The following is an 18,219-nucleotide window of genomic DNA, read 5'->3' on the forward strand; positions in this document are numbered from 1 at the left end:
AAGAGAATGGGAAAGTTAAATAAAGGACAACGATTAGGACGTGGGCTTGGAGCCTTACTTCCCTCAGAAGACATACAATCTGCTACAGATACCAATGCCGATAAGCTTATAGGGAATGTACTAGAACTCCCTTTAGACCAAATAACAGAGAATCCTTATCAACCTCGTACCGTTTTCAATGAAGAGGCTCTCAATGAATTGGCTTCTTCTATTAAAGAATTGGGAGTGATTCAGCCAATTACCGTAAGAAAAGTAGATACTCAGAAATACGAACTTATATCGGGAGAACGCCGTTGGCGTGCTTCTAAAATAGCTGGGCTTACCACTATACCTGCCTTTATTCGTATAGCTAATGATGAAGAATCCTTGATGATGGCTCTTGTGGAGAATATCCAGCGTCAGGATCTAGATCCTATTGAAGTGGCTTTGAGTTATAACAGAATGATAGAGGAGCTTAACCTTACCCAAGAACAGATGAGCGAGAGGGTAGGGAAGAAGCGTTCTACAATTACGAACTATCTCAGACTCCTGAAGTTAGATCCTATTATTCAGACAGGAATACGAGATGGTTTTATTTCTATGGGACACGGACGTGCTTTGATAAATATAGAGGAGAGAGAAGAACAGTTGGAGGTGTATAATCGGATTATTGCTCAGGATCTCTCTGTACGTGATACAGAACAAGCGGTACAGCAACTTAAGAACCCTCAAAAGGTGGCTGTAATTACTCCCAAACAGGAAAAAGAAGATACTTTTTCTTCAGAACTTCCCCCTTATATAAAGGAAAACATAGAAGGATTACGGGAACGATTAGGAAAAGGAGTTGTGGTCAAAGTAGATAAAACAGGTAAGGGAAAGCTTGAAATTCCTTTTAAAACGGAAGAAGAATTCAATCGCATACAAAAAATATTATACGGTGAGGCTTAAGGTTTGGATATTGGTGATAGAGTGTTTCTTTGGGGTGAAACTACTAGCGCAAAGTGATTCCTTATCTGTAAAGGTTAAGGATACATTGCCTCAGACCGTTCAGGTGAAAAAAACTTGGAATACAGATCCACTTTCTCCTGCACGAGCGGCATTCTATTCAGCTATTCTTCCTGGATTAGGACAAGCTTATAATAAGAGTTATTGGAAAATTCCTATTGTGTATCTAGCAATAGGAATTCCTACATATTTGTATGTGGTAAATGACAAAGAATTAGATCGTTATCGTACAGCTTATAAAAGGCGCTTAGACGGCTTAACAGATGATGAATTCTATGCAGGACGTACCGATGGGAATCCTCGCTTGAGTACCGATGCCCTTCGTAGAGCTCAAGATACTTATCGCAGAAATAAAGAAATGGCTATGTTGTTTGCTATAGGATTCTATGCCTTGAATATTATAGAAGCAAATGTGGATGCTCATTTAAAGCAGTTTAATGTTAATGAAAATCTTTCTTTGGAGCCTTATCTCTATCAGAATCGATATAGTAATACCTATGTAGGACTTACCTGTACCTATAAGTTCTAAAAACAATAAAATATATTAAGAGATGAAAAAGTTAGTATTATTTGTTATTTTTTTATTTTCTTTTTCTTCACAAGCACAAGTAAGGAAAGTACGTGGAGAAATGAAGCCTCCATCTATTCAAATTGTTAAACTAGAAATCTCAAAAAGTGCTTTAAACTATACTTTTGAGAAGATAAAGCTACAGAATGAACGTTGGTATAAGTTTAATGCAGTGGGGCTTAATATGAGTGAAGTAGCTTATTCTAACTGGAGTGCAGGAGGGGTTAATTCTGTTTCTTTCTTAGCTGATGTGAAGTTCAGGCGTCGCTACTTGGTTGAGAATTATTATTGGGATAATGAACTGATTGCCAATTATGGAATTAATATCCAGACAGGAGAACAACTTAGAAAAACAGATGATCAAATTTCTTTTACTTCTTCCTATGGTTATCGTACAGGCTTTAGAGATTGGTATTATTCTTCTAAATTTTCTTTTAATACCCAGTTCAGTGATGGATTTGATTACCCTAAAAAAGAAAATGCACTTCCTATCTCCCGATTAATGGCTCCAGGGTATCTATTTCTAGGGATAGGGATGGAGTATGTGCCTGAAAAACCTAAGCTAACACTATATGTATCTCCTTTAACACTTAAGGCTACTTTTGTTCTTGATCAGCGTCTAGCTGACCTTGGATCTTATGGGTTAGCTCCTGCCCAGTATGATAATACTGGAAATATAGTTAAGTCTGCTAAGCAACATTTAACAGAAGTAGGTTTCTTATTTTCAGGAAAATATGACACCAGAATCTATGAAAATGTAGATATGAGTAATCAGCTTTCCTTATATACTCAGTATGACAAAAGTTTTGGGAATATTGATATAGATTGGCAACTATCATTGGATATGAAAATCAATAACTATCTACAGGCTCGTGTAGGAACACATGTTAAGTATGATGATGATGTCAAGTTTAAGCAAGAAACACTTCCTAATGGAACCAAACACTTATATAGTCCTCGAGTTCAGTTCAAACAAATATTAGGTGTGGGAATAAAATACCGTTTCTAATCTAGTATGAATAAATCAGAGGCAATTCCATCTGAAAGGAATAGACCTTCCTTTGAGGTAAGAATATGGTCATTTTCTAGCAGGAGTAAGCCTTTTTCTATATAAGGGAGGGCTTCTTTCTTCAAATAGTTACTGTAGTGGGAACCAAAATCCTTTTCTATATCAGAGAGAGAAATCCCTTTTTGGATTCTTAATCCTGTCATAATGCGTTCATTATAAAGGTCTTTTTTAGAGAGAAGTTCTTTTTCTTGAGGAAGTATTCCTTTTGAAATTTGCTGAATGTATTTAATATTATGAGGAATATTCCAATAACGTTCAGTACCATTATAACTATGAGCAGAGGGACCTATTCCCATATATTTTTTTTGTTGCCAATAGGCAGTATTGTTTCTACTAAAATAACCTTCTTTTCCAAAATTAGATAGCTCATAATGGATGAATCCTTCACTTTCTAGTAATTCTTTGAGAAGATAGAACTGTTCTCTTGCTTGTAGGTCATTTGTAGGGGGAATTTTTCCTTTTTTGATAAAATTATAAAGGGCTGTTTTATGCTCAACAGTAAGGGCATAAGCAGAGAGATGGGGAATCCCAAAAGATAGGGCTTTTTCAATATTTTTTATCCAACGTTCATTGGACATATTAGGGATTCCATAGATAAGGTCAAGGGTAATATTTTCAAATAAATTGGTAGCTTCTTCTAAAAAAGCAATCGCTTGATTAGCAGTATGTATGCGATTCATTAGTCGTAAATCTTCTTCAAAAAAGGACTGTACTCCTACACTTAATCGGTTGATCCCCAATGACTTGATTTGAGCTAAAGAAAGCTCGCTATGAGAAGTAAAATCATCAGGATTTACTTCTATTGTGATTTCCGCATCGGGGGCTATAGAGTAGTTCTGATGTAGAGTTGAGAAGAGTGCACTTAATTCTTCAAAGGAGAGGACAGAAGGGGTACCTCCTCCTAAATATACAGTTTGTAAGGGTATAATAGCCTCTGTTTTTCTTAGCTCTAACTCTTTGCAAAGAGCATTTACCAACTGAGGTTTTCTTTTTAAAGTAGTAGAGAAATGGAAATCACAATAATGGCAAGCTTGTCGGCAGAAAGGGACGTGTAAGTACAGGCTATACATCGTTAAGTAGGGATTATATTTTATGAAATTCTACTTTCATTCTGCTTAACAAACGATTCCCAAGAGGAATAACTCTTTCCTTTTTCCTTTTTTCCACCATTGAAAAAATGGCAAACAGCTACAGCAAGTCCATCTGTGGCATCTAGGTGTGAGGGAAGCTCCCTAAAGTTTAGTAATTGTTGTAACATTTTAGCTACTTGTTCTTTGGATGCATTTCCATTCCCTGTAATAGCCATTTTTACTTTCTTAGGTTCATATTCAGTAATAGGAACCTCACGAGCAAGCCCTGCCGCCATAGCTACTCCTTGTGCTCTTCCAAGCTTTAGCATAGATTGTACATTCTTGCCAAAAAAAGGAGCTTCGATGGCTAGTTCATCAGGTTTGTAAGTGTCAATAAGCTCTATCGTACGCTCAAAGATAAGCTTAAGTTTTAAGTAATGATCATCATATTTATTGAGTAGGAGCTCATTCATTTGGACAAATTTCATCTGATTTTTTACCACTTGAATAATCCCAAACCCCATAATAGTAGTTCCTGGATCAATACCTAAAATAATCTTCTCCATAATTTTTAATTAGCAATGTACTTCAAGCATTTCAAGCCCTCCCTTAAGGGTAATTTTATTGCAACAAGCAGGAATAAGTACAGAGTCTCCTTTTTTTATAGAGATTTCATAATCTTCGTATAGGAGGGAACCATCTCCTTCTACTACTATATAGATATGGAAAGAATCTTTGGATAACTCAAATGAAGTGGATTGAGTAATTTTCAGGAAGGAGGTCGTGAAGTATGGAGAAGCAACAGCTAGATTTGGTTGGTTTTCTATTTTTTTATAGAAATTTCTAAAATCATCTCTTTTCTTGAAATCTATAGCCTCTAGAGCTTCTTCAGTATGTAGTTCTCGGTAGTTTCCATTTTTGTCCTTACGATCAAAATCATATACACGATAGGTGATATCACTAGTTTGCTGTATTTCGGCAAGTAATACACCTGCTCCAATGGCGTGAATTTTTCCAGCAGGGATAAAAAACATATCCCCACGAGAGATTTTTTCGTAATTTAGGAGTTGAGTAAGAGTCTTTTCACTTAAATATTTTTGATACTCCTCTTGAGTAACATCTTTATTAAAACCTATGATGATAGAAGCTTCAGGAGCAGAATCCATAATATACCACATTTCGGTTTTTCCAAAGGAATTATGACGTTTCTTAGCTAACTCATCATTGGGATGCACTTGTATAGAAAGATCTTGAGCGGCATCAATGAATTTGATAAGCAAAGGAAAATCTTTTCCAAATTGTTTATATACTTTTGTTCCTAAAAGCGCTTCAGGAAATTCCTCAATAAGAGCCTGTAAGGAAGTCCCTTTTAGATGACCATTATTGATAATAGAAATATCTCCTTTCACTGTAGAAATTTCCCAGCTTTCCCCTATAAGAGGCTGATTGACAGGTTTCTGTAGTTCTTTCTGAAGTTTTTCTCCTCCCCAAATACGTTCTTTAAAAATAGGGGTAAAGGTTAGAGGGTATAGATTCATTCTATCTTATTATATTTTATGGGGCAAATGTACAATTTTTTTTAGAATTACAAGCTATATAACGAGTGTTCCTGTTATTTATTTGTTAAGTATGAGTTGTTGGTTATAAATAAATTTTATCTTTATAAAAAATATTTTCCTAAGGGAGCGTTTTTATATCTATAGGGCTACATATCCTATTTTTTTTCCTCATCTGACAGAGAAGTTGGGGAGTGTTTTTCTATAGAATCCTATAACCCATCTGAGGCATCTTAATAATATCATATATCGTATTTGGATAAAGGACATTCGTTTCTTTAATGAAGTCTTATTGAAAAAAAATAAGTTTTATACAAAAGAAGGAGGCTAAAAAAATTATTTGGGGGTCGAATCGGCACTACTAAAAAAATAAAAAAATAAATTTGCAGATTTGATAAAATATTGTACCTTTGCACGCTGTTAGGAATCCCAAATAAGGGACTAACAAATTAGGAATGTTTAATTAAATAATTTAAGTGTGGACACATTAAGTTACAAAACACTCTCAGTAAACAAGAAAAATGCTGACAAACAATGGGTTGTGGTAGATGCTGAGGGGCAGAAATTAGGGCGTCTTGCTTCAAAGGTAGCTAAGCTTCTTAGAGGAAAGTACAAGCCAACATACACACCGCACGCTGATTGTGGTGATAATGTAATTATTATCAACGCTGAGAAAATAGAACTTAGCGGACTAAAAACAGAAACAAAAGAGTATCTTCGTTATACAGGATACCCTGGAGGACAACGTTTTCAATCTTTCAAACAGGTACTAGCTAAGTTCCCTGAAAGAATCATTGAGAAAGCTGTTAAAGGAATGCTTCCTAAGAACAAACTAGGAGCAGAGTTATTCCGTAATCTTAAAGTATATGCAGGTACTGAGCATAATCACGATGCACAAAAGCCTGTTTCTATTAACCTAAATGACCTTAAATAATGGAAGTAATTCACAAAATTGGAAGAAGAAAGACCGCAGTAGCTCGTATCTATATGAAAGAGGGAAGCGGAAAAATTACCATTAACAAAAGAGATTTGGAAACTTACTTTACTACTCCTACTCTTCAGTATAAGGTAAAGCAACCTTTCGCTTTGCTTGGTGTTGAGGATGCTTATGATATCAATATCAATGTGTATGGAGGAGGAATTACAGGGCAAGCAGAGGCAATTCGTTTGGCAGTATCTCGTGCTTTATGTGAAGTAAATGCTGAAAATAGAGCTGTGCTTAAGCCAGAAGGACTTCTAACTCGTGACCCTCGTATGGTAGAACGTAAGAAATTCGGTCAGAAGAAAGCTCGTAAGAGATTCCAATTCTCAAAACGTTAATATTTATTTATTCAAAGTTATTTATTCATTGCCGTATTTCCTTGTCAGGGAAGTTAGTTTAGCATCCAAATACAATGGGCTAAAGATTTTAACCACCATTTATTGCTAAATCATACGGAACGTAAACTATTAAAAAAATGGCAAATTCAATAGAAGTAAAAGACCTATTAGAAGCTGGAGTGCATTTTGGGCACCTTACCAGAAAGTGGAACCCTAATATGGCACCATATATTTATATGGAACGAAATGGTATCCACGTAATTAACCTCTACAAAACAGCTGCAAAGATAGAAGAAGCTAATGAGGCACTTAAGAAAATCGTAGCTTCTGGACGTAAAGTATTATTCGTAGCTACTAAAAAACAAGCTAAGGACATTGTAGCTGAAAAAGCAACCTCTGTGGGAATGCCTTATATCACAGAAAGATGGCCTGGTGGAATGCTTACAAACTTTGTAACAATCCGTAAAGCTGTTAAAAAAATGTCATCTATTGACAAAATGAAAAAAGATGGTACTTATGATACTCTTTCAAAGAAAGAAAAACTTCATATTACACGTCTTAGAGAAAAATTAGAAAAGAATTTAGGTTCTATTGCTGATATGACCCGCTTACCAGCGGCTCTCTTTATAGTAGATACTCTAAGAGAACATATCGCTGTGAAAGAAGCTCAAAAATTAAACATTCCTATCTTCGCTATGGTAGATACTAATTCTGATCCACGTGAGGTGGATTATGTAATCCCTGCCAATGATGATGCTTCTCGATCTATTGATAGAATCCTTTCTTATGCTGTAGAGGCTATAAAAGAAGGCTTACAAGATAAAAAAGCAGAAAAAACAGAAGAAAAACCTGCTGAAAATTAATTATTAATATACAAAGTGATTGTTTAATAAAACTAAATAATCACTTTTTTTAAAAATATATAAAAATATGTCAAAAATTACTGCTGCTGAGGTAAATAAACTCAGACAAGCCACTGGAGCTGGTATGATGGACTGTAAAAATGCTTTAGTGGAAGCTGATGGAGATTTTGATAAAGCAATAGAAATCCTTCGTAAAAAAGGACAAAAAGTAGCTGAAAAACGTGCTGATAGGGAATCAGCAGAAGGTGCAGCTATTGCAAAGGTAAATGCTAATCACACTAAAGGAGCTATTATCTCTCTTAATTGTGAAACTGATTTTGTAGCTAAGAATGACTCTTTTGTAGCCTTGGCTAATGAATTGGCTGAGCTAGCTCTTAACTATAATACTAAGGAAGAACTTCTTGCAGCTCCTTTCCATGGAATTACTGTGGCTGATAAGCTTACAGAACAAACAGGAGTTATTGGTGAGAAAATTGAAATAGGACAGTTTGAAGTATTGGAAGGAAACTATGTGGATTTCTACATTCACGCAGGTAACAAAATAGCTGCTTTGGTTTCTCTTTCTGCAGCTATAGATAAGGCTCACGAGGTAACTCGCAACATATGTATGCAGGTAGCTTCTATGGGTGCTATTGTACTATCAAGCAAAGATTTTGATCCTGCTTATGTAGCAAGTGAAACAGAGGCTCGTATTGCTGCTATTGTGAAAGAAAATGAAGAGTTAAGACGTCTTGGAAAGACAGAAAAACACGTACCTAAATATATTTCTGCTCTACAGCTCACTCCAGAAGTACTTAAGCAAGCTGAGGAAGATGCAAAAGCAGAACTTAAAGCAGAAGGAAAACCAGAACAAATATGGGATAGAATACTTCCAGGTAAGGTACAACGCTTTATAGATGATAATACTACTCTAGACCTTGAAAAAGCATTACTTGACCAGTACTACATCAAAGATGAAAGTAAGAAAGTAGCAGCTTATGTAAAGGATTTCAATGTAGAAATAACAGGATTTAAGAGAGTCTCTCTCGTTTAATAATCTTTCCATATTTTAATTATTAGATATAAAAGGAGTTTTCTTAAGGATTAAGAAAACCCTTTTATTTTATAAAAAGATAAAGGATATGTCATCTAGAATCATCATTTTTTCAGCTCCTTCAGGTAGTGGTAAGTCTAGCATTATTAAAGAACTTCTCAAGGAAGAAGACTTGAATCTAGCATTTTCTATTTCCACTACATCCCGTATTCCTAGGGGAAAAGAACAGAATGGAGTAGAGTATTATTTTATCTCGGTAGATGAATTTAAAGAGAAAATAGATAAACAAGCTTTTATAGAGTGGCAAGAGGTATATGCAGGTAATTTTTATGGAACTTATCAATCTGAAATAGATAGATTATCTTCTCTTGGAAAGAATATTGTCTTTGATTTGGATGTTTTTGGAGGAATTAATCTCAAAAAGATCTTTGGAAAGCAAGCTTTATCTATTTTTATACAGCCTCCAAGCCTAGAAGAGCTTAAAAAAAGGCTCGAAAAACGAAATACAGAAACTATTGAGAAGATACAAATACGAATTGACAAAGCAAAATATGAATTAGAACAGTCTGTTTATTTTGATAGGCTCATTATTAATGAAGATTTGTCTGAAAGTGTAAAAGAGGCATCACAAATGATTCGTAATTTTTTAAAAGATAGTGAACTGTAAAAATATGTCTCTGTTATGATGAATCATAGAAAAATAGGGCTCTACTTTGGTTCTTTTAACCCCATACATATAGGGCATCTGATTCTGGCGAATTACTTAGTAGAACATAGTGATTTGGATGAAATATGGCTTGTAGTAACTCCTCAAAATCCTTTCAAAGACAAAAAAAACTTATTAGATAATTCTTATAGGCTTGAGATGGTACATCTTGCACTCAAAGATTATGAAAAACTTCGTCCTTGCGATATAGAATTCTATTTGAACCAGCCTAATTATACAATAGATACTTTAATACATCTAGAAGAGAAGTATCCTCATTATACTTTTTCTTTGATTATGGGAGAAGATAACTTGAAATCATTCCATAAATGGAAAAATTATGAAGTTATCCTAGAAAAATATATGATATATGTGTATCCACGATTGAGTGAAGGTGAAATTCTGGAATTTTTTATAAAGAATCCACATATATTATTCGTAAAAACACCAATTATAGAAATATCAGCCACTGATATACGTTTAGATATTGCTAAAGGAAAGAATGTTCGTCCTCTTCTAATACCTGAAGTATGGAATTATATAGATAAATGGGGATTTTATAGGTGAAATTCTCTATAAAAATAATTCTTTTGAATCATATTGAGTGAATAATGAATAAAAATATTTTATTACCACTAGTAATACTTCTCAGTATTGCTTGTGATCGAGCAGAAAAGAAGGATGGAGTCCAAGAACAGGAGTCCAAGAGTGTCTATATCAAGAAATATACTTATCCAGAACTGACAGAGCAATCGCTAAGTAGTGTAAGTAATTGGTACGAATTCAAAACCATTTACCAGATATTGTTAAGCATTTCTCCAGATAGGCAATCTGTTCCTATTCTGCAATATTCTAATCCTGATTCTCTTTATGTGTACAAACGTCTTTATCCCAATACCTCACAGAACAAACTTTCAAATGGGACAATACAAAGAGACTGGCGAGCTTCAGAAAGTCCAACGGATACTATTTATAAATTTGTAAAGAAAAAAGCAGATGAACAGGCTTTTTTTGCTTGGGAAGAGATTTTATTAAAGGATATTCCTTATACATTTTCAATAAAGGTAACTCCTTCTTCAGGTATAAAAAAAGTGAAAATGGAGATTATTCGCCAGAAAGACAATAAGCCTATTAGAGAACAATTTCTCCGTTTGGACACACTTTCCTACAATACTTTAGAACCCTACACCCAGCTTGCAACGTTAAAGGAAAACTGGATTAAGGTCAATATGCAGGTACAGACACCTTTGTATGGAGAATATACATTTGTTATTTATTATGATGAACAAGAAGTGGCAGAGGATTATATTTCATTCTATAATACAGAGCTTCTCTTGCCTGTAAAATACCAATCAGAAATAGAGAAATCAGCTGAAAAATTACTAGGACAAAAGAAAGTTAAAAGCTCTTATAATAGTATTTATTTCTGGCTTTTTCAGTTAGAAGATGAAATTCGGCAACTTTGGGTAAAGGATAATTTCCCAGAAAAACTTAATAGAGATGAAGTGAAAGCTCGCTTAAAGCTCTTCGAAACCTATGTTAGGAGCCTATCAAGTAATGTTAAGGAAAACTCTTCTCTAACCAAAGAGGAAGTACAACAAGGAATTTTGGATATTCGCAATGCTTTTTCCTCTGTGATTCGTTATATTAATTTTATTAATGATGAAAAATTGGAGGACAAGATAGGAAATTTATTGGGTAGTCCCGATTCGCTTACTATTAAGCCTTCAGAACATTCTTCTTTATAATGATACAGACCAAAGCTATAGTTCTTTCGAGTATAAAGTTTGGAGAAACAAGCCTAATTGTACGCTGTTACACACAGGAAGGAGTACATTCTTATTTGCTCAAAGGAATCCTTAAGCAGAAGAAAAGAAGTATTACTCCCGCTCATTTCCAGCCACTTACTCAATTGGAAATAATAACTACTGAGCGCAATGATGGCTCTTTGGAATACATTAAAGAAGCAAAGGTATGTTTCCCTTATAAGAAGCTACAACAGAGTGTCATACGCAGTTCTGTCTTGTTTTTTCTTTCAGAGATAGGCAGTAGTGTCCTACAGGAGGAACACCCCAATCCAGCCCTCTTTTCCTTCTGGGAAGAAAGCCTACAATGGTATGATAGGGCGGAGCATTTTGCGAATTTTCACATAAAATTTCTGGTAGATCTAACTCTTTACTTAGGAGTATTGCCTAATACTTCGGCGATGGAACTCCCTTATTTTGATTTGGAGGCTGGAGTATTTGTAGCTATACATAATGGTCATTCACTTATGAGTGAAGAACAAAGTCTCTTGCTGAAATTTTTCCTCTCTCACTCTCTAGAGGAAGTATCCCTCTTGAAGATGAACCGAGAGGAGCGCAATGGACTTTTAGAACAGCTCCTGAGCTATTATCTGTGGCACTTACCTAATTTCAGGATTCCTAAGTCTTGGGAAGTACTCAAAAGCGTGTTATAGACTTTGTGACTAAAGAAATTTATTGTACTTTTGTGGCGTGGTTAATTTGTGACCCAATGATTTTATGAACGCAAACCTAAATCCAGACAAGAATCACCTTTCTCCCCAAGAGCTAGATATAGAGCGAGCCCTGCGCCCGCTTTCCTTTGATGACTTCACGGGGCAAGAGGCTATTTTGGAGAATCTTAAAATATTCGTCAAGGCGGCTAACCTCCGTGGAGAAGCCCTTGACCACACCCTCTTTCACGGACCTCCCGGACTGGGAAAAACGACCCTAGCCAATATTCTTGCCAATGAGCTAGGGGTAGGTATCAAAATCACCTCGGGTCCTGTTTTGGACAAACCGGGTGATTTGGCGGGACTTTTGACTAACTTAGAGCCTCGTGATGTACTCTTTATTGACGAAATCCATCGTCTTAGCCCCATAGTGGAAGAATATCTTTACTCCGCTATGGAAGATTATAAGATAGATATTATGATTGAGTCCGGCCCCAATGCTCGTACGGTACAAATTAGCCTTAATCCTTTCACCCTTATTGGTGCCACTACCCGTTCGGGATTACTGACGGCACCTATGCGGGCGCGCTTTGGGATTCAGAGCAGATTACAGTACTATACTACTGAGTTACTCGCCAATATCCTCCAGCGCAGTGCCCTAATATTAGGCGTACCTATCTCCGAAGAGGCAGCTATAGAGCTGGCAGGACGTAGCCGAGGCACCCCACGTATTGCTAATGCCCTACTAAGACGCGTACGTGATTTTGCTCAGATAAAAGGCAACGGCGAGATAGATATAGAGATTACTCGCTTTGCCCTCAAAGCCCTCAATGTAGATGCCCACGGTTTGGACGAAATGGACAACAAGATTCTCCTTACTATCATTGACAAATTCAAGGGCGGACCAGTGGGAATTACTACTTTGGCTACTGCCGTCTCTGAGAATGCCGAGACTCTGGAAGAAGTATATGAACCCTTCTTGATACAACAAGGCTTTATCATTCGTACGCCCCGAGGAAGAGAGGTTACTGACCTTGCTTACAAACATTTAGGTAAAGTCCGATTCAAGGACGGACAGCCAACACTTTTTTAGGGTATAGCCAACAGTTTCCGACAGTTGCCTATATTCCGATGAAGGGGGAAGCATAAAAAAATCTCATTAATAATCACCCTTTCATCATTGCTTATTACTCATTATTTTGTACTTTTGCATTCTTAAAATATCTAAAAAATGACAGAACAAGAAATCATTCGTCGAGAGAAGCTCGCAAAACTCAAGGAATTAGGTATTAATCCATATCCTGCGGAGCTATTTCCTGTGAATTTCCTCGCTAAAGACATAGAAACTCAGTATGAAGAAGGTAAGGAAGTAACCGTAGCAGGGCGCTTGATGTCTTTCCGTATTCAGGGAAAGGCTTCTTTCGCTACTTTGCAGGATAGTTCGGGGCGTGTACAGCTCTACTTCAAGCGCGATGACCTCTGCCCAGGGGAGGACAAGACCCTCTACAATGAAGTATTTAAGAAACTACTTGACTTAGGCGACTTCATCGGAGTGGAAGGTACCCTTTTCACAACTAATATGGGGGAAAAGTCTATTGAGGTGAAGCAATTCAAGGTGTTGTGCAAGACCCTACGCCCGCTCCCGCTCCCAAAAATAGATGCGCAAGGAAAGGTACACGATGAATTTAACGATGTAGAACAACGTTATCGTATGCGCTACGTGGATTTGGTGGTCAATCCTCACGTGAAAGAGGTCTTCCTTAAGCGTAATCGCCTATTCAATGCTATGCGAGAGTACTTCAATAATCACGGGTACATAGAGGTAGAAACGCCTATACTTCAAGCAATCCCTGGGGGGGCTTCGGCACGTCCGTTTATTACTCATCACAATGCTTTGGACATTCCGCTCTATATGCGTATAGCCAACGAACTCTATCTTAAGCGTCTCATTGTGGGAGGCTTTGATGGCGTGTATGAATTTGCCAAAAACTTCCGCAACGAGGGGATGGACAGAACGCACAACCCAGAATTTACTGGAATGGAGATCTACGTGGCGTATAAGGACTATAACTGGATGATGGAATTCACCGAAAATCTCTTGGAGTACTGCGCCAAGGCAGTGAATGGTACCACCCAAACCACTTTTGGTAAGCACGAAGTAGATTTCAAAGCCCCTTATCCTCGTGTAACTATGACCGAAGCTATTAAAAGGTTCACAGGATTTGATATCACAGGAAAAAGTGAAGCCGAACTCAGGGCTTTTGCTCAATCCATTGGTATAGAAGTTGATGATACGATGGGCAAAGGAAAACTGATTGATGAAATATTTGGTGAGAAGTGCGAAGGTAACTTTATCCAGCCTACTTTTATCACTGACTACCCCAAAGAAATGTCGCCGCTTACCAAAGAACATCGCGATGATAAGAACCTCACCGAGCGCTTTGAGCTAATGGTATGTGGAAAGGAGATAGCTAATGCTTATTCTGAGCTTAACGATCCTATAGACCAGCGCGAACGCTTTGAGGCACAAATGGCACTCTCCGAACGTGGCGACGATGAAGCAATGTTCATAGACCAAGACTTCTTACGTGCCTTAGAATATGGTATGCCTCCTACTTCAGGGTTGGGAATTGGGATGGATAGGCTCATTATGTTCCTAACCAATAACGAAACCATACAGGAAGTACTCTTCTTCCCTCAGATGAGACCCGAACGCAAGGAAATAGAACTCTCTGACGATGAAAAACTCCTTATGGAACTCCTTAAAAAAGACAATAGGCTGCCTTTGGAAGACCTTAAAGCTAAAGCTGACCTTTCTAATAAGAAATGGGACAAAGCCATCAAGGGGCTAACTGCTAAGAAAGTAGCTGCGGTAAGCAAGGAAGGGGATACCCTCTTTGTAAGCGTTCTTTAAATAATTCAAAATTATAGAGCTATAGAATTTTACCAGAGATTCTATAGCTCTATTTTATTTTCTATAATTTCTTACCTATCTTTATAACTAATTTTTTATACCTATTATTTTTATTAGTTTAATATATAAATAGATATAAGGAGCTATTTATTTTTGTAATAGCTATTATAAGTTTTTTTTTTTATAGTTAAAATTTTTTGTAGCTATTGTATCAAACAATTTATTATACCTTATATGAAAAAATAGTCCTATTCATTGTTTATTTTATATGTTACAAATAATTTTAGTTATATTTTACTCCTTACAATTATAACTATTTATTATTATTTCTATATTCGTAAGTATAAAAATACAATTTATAAATATAAAAACTGCTATTGCAAACTTACAATAGCAGTTTTTATATTTTTTATCTCCAATAATATGTTGGAAATCGTAGTTTTACAATTTTTTACCTATAAGAATATGTTGGAAATCGTAGTTTTATAATTTTTTACCTATAAGAATACGTTGGAAATCGTAGTTTTACAAATTTTTACCTATAAGAATATATAGGAAATCGTAGCTTTATAATTTTTTACCTATAAGAATATACAGGAAATCGTAGCTTTACAAATTTTTACCTATAAAAATAAATGTAGAATAGTAGGTAGTATATTTTTTATGTATAAAAATAGGTTTGAAATGATAGGTTGGGTTTGTTTTGGCTATAAGAAACAAATTGTTTTGCCTCCTAAAAACTCATCTCAACTATAAATCCTTCGTGACCACGTACGTTAAACACTGTATTATCCTCGAAAATAAGGTATTGTCCCTTGATACCCATAAGCTTACCTTCATAATGTTGGGTTTTAGGCATCGTAATGCTAGTTACTTTGGTAGGATATCGCAATACAGGATAGCTTATATGATATACAGGCACCTCGCTAAGGTATGGGAGCACCTCCTGAGGAAGGTAGGCTTCTAGTCCTTTCTTTACGGTTTGCAAATCTACTTCTTGGAGCTGGTTGGTGAGCATTTTTCTCCAATTAGTTTTATCTGAAATATGTGCTTTTAGGGCTACTTCAGCAATTCCAGCTAAGTAGCGGTTAGGAACTTCTATCATAATAAGGGCTTGGTGTGCTCCTTGGTCTATCCAACGTGTAGGCATCTGGGTCTTACGAGTAACACCTACCTTTACCTCGCTGGAATTAGCCAAATAAAGTAGGTGAGGCTGTAGTTGTACTTGTTGTTCGTAAGCTAAGTCTCTGTCTTCTATGCCTAAATGAGCTTTGCTGAGCTCTGGGCGTATAATCCATTCGCCTACTTGGGGCGCTTCAAAGAAGCATTTTTTACAGAGCCCCTGTCGGTAAATTTCTTTGGGCTTTCCACAGTTAAGGCATTGGTAACCTGAGAATGTTAGCGAGATATTTTGGTTGAGTAGTTCATTAACGAAGAGTTCTTCTTCACCTAAAGAGAGGTAATACTGTACAGGGGAATGCGCTTCAGTACGCATTTTTTGTAATAGGATAGAAAAAGTATTCATTTATTATCTATTTGCTCATAAATTTTCGTATTTCTTGAGTATTTTGAGCTGTTCGTCATCGAATAGGTAGGGATCATTCTTAATAATGAGCCTTCCGTTCTCATCTACCCAAGCTGTGAGATAAGAAATATCAATTACAAAGTGTTGTTTGGGTCGTACTCTATATTGATTTCTACCTTTGTTCATTGCTTCGCGCACTTTCTCATAAGTCCAATCACCCTTGGAGCGATTTAGGAGGTAGTGGGCAAATTTATCGGGGCTTTGCACACGCACACATCCGTGGCTATAAGTGCGCTGAGTCCTCTCAAAAAGAGCTTTGGAAGGCGTATCGTGCAGATAGATGCTCATATTATTATAAAGTATAAACTTCACCAAGCCAAGTGAGTTACGCTCAGAGGGATCTTCTACAAAATAGAATACTCTCTTCTTAATGCCTTCTTCCTTCCAATTCACTTGTGAGGGATCTATCTCTTTGTTGTTTTCGTAGAGCTTGTAACCTCTTTTGGCATACTTGAGAGAGTCTCCGCTACTGATGATGTTCGGAATCATCTCCTTTTGGATAATGCTTTGTGGTACCGACCAAGTAGGTCGGAACTCTACATAATGAAGGCTATCGGAGAAAATGGGGGTTGGGGTTTGCGGATTTCCTACCACCACTCGGGTAGAGAATACAAGGGAATCCTTATGGAATAGGCGGAGAACGTACTCAGGGATATTTACTAAAATGTAGTCTTCCCCTAAGTCTTTATTTTGCCAACGGAGTCTTTCCATATTTAGCAGGAGTAAATCTCTTTCCTTCTTAGGTGTCATTAATAGATAGTTCAGAGTGGTTTTCCCGGGGATTCCATCGGCAGAGAGCCCTATGCTTTGCTGAAATTGTTTTACAGCCACTATCAATAGAGAATCCACTTCCTGTGGTTCTTTTTGTACTTCAGAGCGAAAACCTTTTTGTTCTAGCTGATTTCGTAGGGCTACAATAGTGCTATCCCTATAACCAATGGCAAATTTTTTGAGGTCAGTAATAGCAAAAGGGGTGAAAGAAATAGCCGTATCTTTCTCGAGCTCTTTATACCTTATTGCCATATTTTTATAGAAAGGCTGTTGAGGTTGTAGAGCCTCTATAATTTGTGATAAATTGTCATTATCTTGTAATTTCAGGAGTAATTCAATGTTGTCAAGGAGCGGACGATTGCGTTTCCAGATGCGGGTTTCGTCTCCTACCTTAGGAATTCTTCCGCGGGTGAGGTGATGAGAGAGCAATAGGAAGGAAGCGGTAATATTCTTGTCTGCGGATTCTAATTTTCGTAGGAAAAGGGAATCTTTGCCCTTATAAAGAGAAGTTACTTCCTCCGAAAGTTCTTTCTGCCTGTAGTTCTGAGGGAAGAAACCATAGCTGGATAGGGAATCAAGTGCTTGTATGTACCTGTGAAATAGGGGAGAGGCATCATTAGCATATAGCCAACGGGTCTGATAGTTATATTTTTTATAGAAAAGCACAAGTTCTTTCTCTATGATGGCTTTGTAAGTAGCGTCTTTGATGGTTACATTTTGTAGGGCGACCTGTGTTGTATCTTGTAAGGATACAGCTTCATAAGAAATATTGATGTCTCTATCAGAAAGCTCATCTACGCCCACAGCGGAGTTGGTATTTTTGTCTTTACACCCCTGAATTAATAAGGCGAAGACAAGTAAGAAACAAGCGATTCTCATATTAAAATTTTGAGGGCAAAGATAAATAAAAATTTTGTAAAATAAATAAAAGTTTGGTACATTATTTGTGGTTATATTTGCTAGATAAATATCTTTGATAATGCAGATAAAAAATTTTTTACTCTTTATAGGAATATTATTTTCTATAGGAGCAACAGCACAGAAAATTATCCTACCTCAGGTAAAGGTAAGCCAAGAGGATAATGCCAAGCCTATGCAGCTACAAGACCTTTCAGTGGACATCTTGGTGGTAGGACAAACGGCGGTAACTACTATGGAGATGACTTTCTACAATCCCAATAGCCGCGTGATGGAGGGTGAGTTTGAGTTTCCACTCTTCGATGGCCAACAGGTCTCTCGTTTTGCTTTAGATATAGATGGCAAGCTCCGCGAGGGCGTTGTCGTGGATAAGGCTCTGGGGCGCAAGGCTTTTGAAGAGATTGTAC

Annotated in this window: 19 protein-coding genes; 14 read left to right on the forward strand and 5 right to left on the reverse strand. The window is 36.8% G+C overall.

The window, feature by feature from the left end; genetic code table 11:
• Nucleotides 1-6: 6 nt before the first annotated feature.
• Genes RYK20_RS01810 through RYK20_RS01820 form a run of 3 tightly spaced genes read left to right on the forward strand, consistent with a single transcriptional unit; the run spans nucleotide 7 to nucleotide 2,561 of the window.
• The gene (locus RYK20_RS01810) at nucleotides 7-927 is read left to right on the forward strand and encodes a ParB/RepB/Spo0J family partition protein (RefSeq protein ID WP_314894205.1); all 921 of its coding nucleotides are present in this window, start codon (nucleotides 7-9) and stop codon (nucleotides 925-927) included.
• A complete protein-coding gene (locus RYK20_RS01815) occupies nucleotides 917-1,513 on the forward strand; it encodes a DUF5683 domain-containing protein (RefSeq protein ID WP_314603783.1) in 597 nt (198 codons plus the stop codon). The genes RYK20_RS01810 and RYK20_RS01815 overlap by 11 nt, the downstream gene beginning before the upstream one ends.
• A 22-nt stretch (nucleotides 1,514-1,535) precedes the next feature.
• Nucleotides 1,536-2,561 carry a DUF3078 domain-containing protein gene (locus tag RYK20_RS01820; protein WP_311457421.1) on the forward strand — a complete coding sequence of 342 codons (1,026 nt, stop codon included), beginning with the start codon at nucleotides 1,536-1,538 and terminating at the stop codon, nucleotides 2,559-2,561.
• On the opposite strand, the gene hemW is transcribed toward RYK20_RS01820, so the two are convergent.
• The 3 genes from hemW to RYK20_RS01835 are packed head-to-tail and all read right to left on the reverse strand — an operon-like array spanning nucleotide 2,558 to nucleotide 5,229.
• Nucleotides 2,558-3,691: a radical SAM family heme chaperone HemW gene (gene hemW, locus RYK20_RS01825; RefSeq protein WP_314894206.1), complete on the reverse strand. Its 1,134-nt coding sequence runs from the start codon at nucleotides 3,689-3,691 to the stop codon at nucleotides 2,558-2,560. The two genes, RYK20_RS01820 and hemW, sit on opposite strands and share 4 nt — an antisense overlap.
• A 20-nt stretch (nucleotides 3,692-3,711) precedes the next feature.
• Entirely contained in the window at nucleotides 3,712-4,257 is a 546-nt protein-coding gene (ruvC, locus tag RYK20_RS01830; RefSeq protein WP_297978434.1) for a crossover junction endodeoxyribonuclease RuvC, read from the reverse strand.
• Nucleotides 4,258-4,266: 9 nt separating this feature from the next.
• Entirely contained in the window at nucleotides 4,267-5,229 is a 963-nt protein-coding gene (locus RYK20_RS01835; RefSeq protein WP_314894207.1) for a type I phosphomannose isomerase catalytic subunit, read from the reverse strand.
• A 496-nt stretch (nucleotides 5,230-5,725) separates the two neighbouring features.
• On the opposite strand from RYK20_RS01835, the gene rplM reads away from it, so the two are divergent.
• From rplM to lysS, 10 genes are all read left to right on the forward strand, one after another.
• Nucleotides 5,726-6,181, forward strand: a complete 456-nt coding sequence (gene rplM / locus RYK20_RS01840) for a 50S ribosomal protein L13 (protein ID WP_297978436.1) — start codon at nucleotides 5,726-5,728, stop codon at nucleotides 6,179-6,181.
• Nucleotides 6,181-6,567 carry a 30S ribosomal protein S9 gene (rpsI, locus tag RYK20_RS01845; protein WP_297979048.1) on the forward strand — a complete coding sequence of 129 codons (387 nt, stop codon included), beginning with the start codon at nucleotides 6,181-6,183 and terminating at the stop codon, nucleotides 6,565-6,567. The genes rplM and rpsI overlap by 1 nt, the downstream gene beginning before the upstream one ends.
• Before the next feature lie 137 nt (nucleotides 6,568-6,704).
• Nucleotides 6,705-7,430 carry a 30S ribosomal protein S2 gene (gene rpsB / locus RYK20_RS01850; RefSeq protein WP_297979046.1) on the forward strand — a complete coding sequence of 242 codons (726 nt, stop codon included), beginning with the start codon at nucleotides 6,705-6,707 and terminating at the stop codon, nucleotides 7,428-7,430.
• A 67-nt stretch (nucleotides 7,431-7,497) separates the two neighbouring features.
• Complete coding sequence (gene tsf, locus RYK20_RS01855) at nucleotides 7,498-8,463, forward strand: translation elongation factor Ts (protein WP_297979044.1); 966 nt, start codon at nucleotides 7,498-7,500, stop codon at nucleotides 8,461-8,463.
• 88 nt (nucleotides 8,464-8,551) lie between these two features.
• Nucleotides 8,552-9,130, forward strand: a complete 579-nt coding sequence (gene gmk, locus RYK20_RS01860) for a guanylate kinase (protein WP_314894208.1) — start codon at nucleotides 8,552-8,554, stop codon at nucleotides 9,128-9,130.
• Nucleotides 9,131-9,148: 18 nt separating this feature from the next.
• A complete protein-coding gene (nadD, locus tag RYK20_RS01865; RefSeq protein ID WP_314894217.1) occupies nucleotides 9,149-9,736 on the forward strand; it encodes a nicotinate (nicotinamide) nucleotide adenylyltransferase in 588 nt (195 codons plus the stop codon).
• A gap of 44 nt (nucleotides 9,737-9,780) precedes the next feature.
• Nucleotides 9,781-10,917 (forward strand): hypothetical protein, encoded by a 1,137-nt coding sequence (locus RYK20_RS01870; protein ID WP_314894209.1) that lies wholly within the window; start codon nucleotides 9,781-9,783, stop codon nucleotides 10,915-10,917.
• Complete coding sequence (recO, locus tag RYK20_RS01875) at nucleotides 10,917-11,627, forward strand: DNA repair protein RecO (protein WP_314894210.1); 711 nt, start codon at nucleotides 10,917-10,919, stop codon at nucleotides 11,625-11,627. The genes RYK20_RS01870 and recO overlap by 1 nt, the downstream gene beginning before the upstream one ends.
• 64 nt (nucleotides 11,628-11,691) lie before the next feature.
• A complete protein-coding gene (gene ruvB, locus RYK20_RS01880) occupies nucleotides 11,692-12,717 on the forward strand; it encodes a Holliday junction branch migration DNA helicase RuvB (protein ID WP_314894211.1) in 1,026 nt (341 codons plus the stop codon).
• Nucleotides 12,718-12,855: 138 nt separating this feature from the next.
• Entirely contained in the window at nucleotides 12,856-14,538 is a 1,683-nt protein-coding gene (gene lysS / locus RYK20_RS01885) for a lysine--tRNA ligase (RefSeq protein WP_314894212.1), read from the forward strand.
• Nucleotides 14,539-15,271: 733 nt separating this feature from the next.
• Here the strand turns inward: lysS and RYK20_RS01890 are convergent.
• Both RYK20_RS01890 and RYK20_RS01895 read right to left on the reverse strand, forming a co-directional pair.
• Nucleotides 15,272-16,063, reverse strand: coding sequence for a DUF2797 domain-containing protein (locus tag RYK20_RS01890; RefSeq protein WP_314894213.1), 792 nt, complete (start codon nucleotides 16,061-16,063; stop codon nucleotides 15,272-15,274).
• A 15-nt stretch (nucleotides 16,064-16,078) separates the two neighbouring features.
• The gene (locus RYK20_RS01895; RefSeq protein ID WP_314894214.1) at nucleotides 16,079-17,773 is read right to left on the reverse strand and encodes a L,D-transpeptidase family protein; all 1,695 of its coding nucleotides are present in this window, start codon (nucleotides 17,771-17,773) and stop codon (nucleotides 16,079-16,081) included.
• A gap of 100 nt (nucleotides 17,774-17,873) precedes the next feature.
• Between RYK20_RS01895 and RYK20_RS01900 the strand changes: the two genes are divergently transcribed.
• Nucleotides 17,874-18,219, forward strand: a 346-nt coding sequence (locus RYK20_RS01900; protein WP_314894215.1) for a VIT domain-containing protein, incomplete at its 3' end; no start/stop codon positions are given.

Source organism: uncultured Capnocytophaga sp. (assembly GCF_963525585.1).
Classification (GTDB): domain Bacteria; phylum Bacteroidota; class Bacteroidia; order Flavobacteriales; family Flavobacteriaceae; genus Capnocytophaga.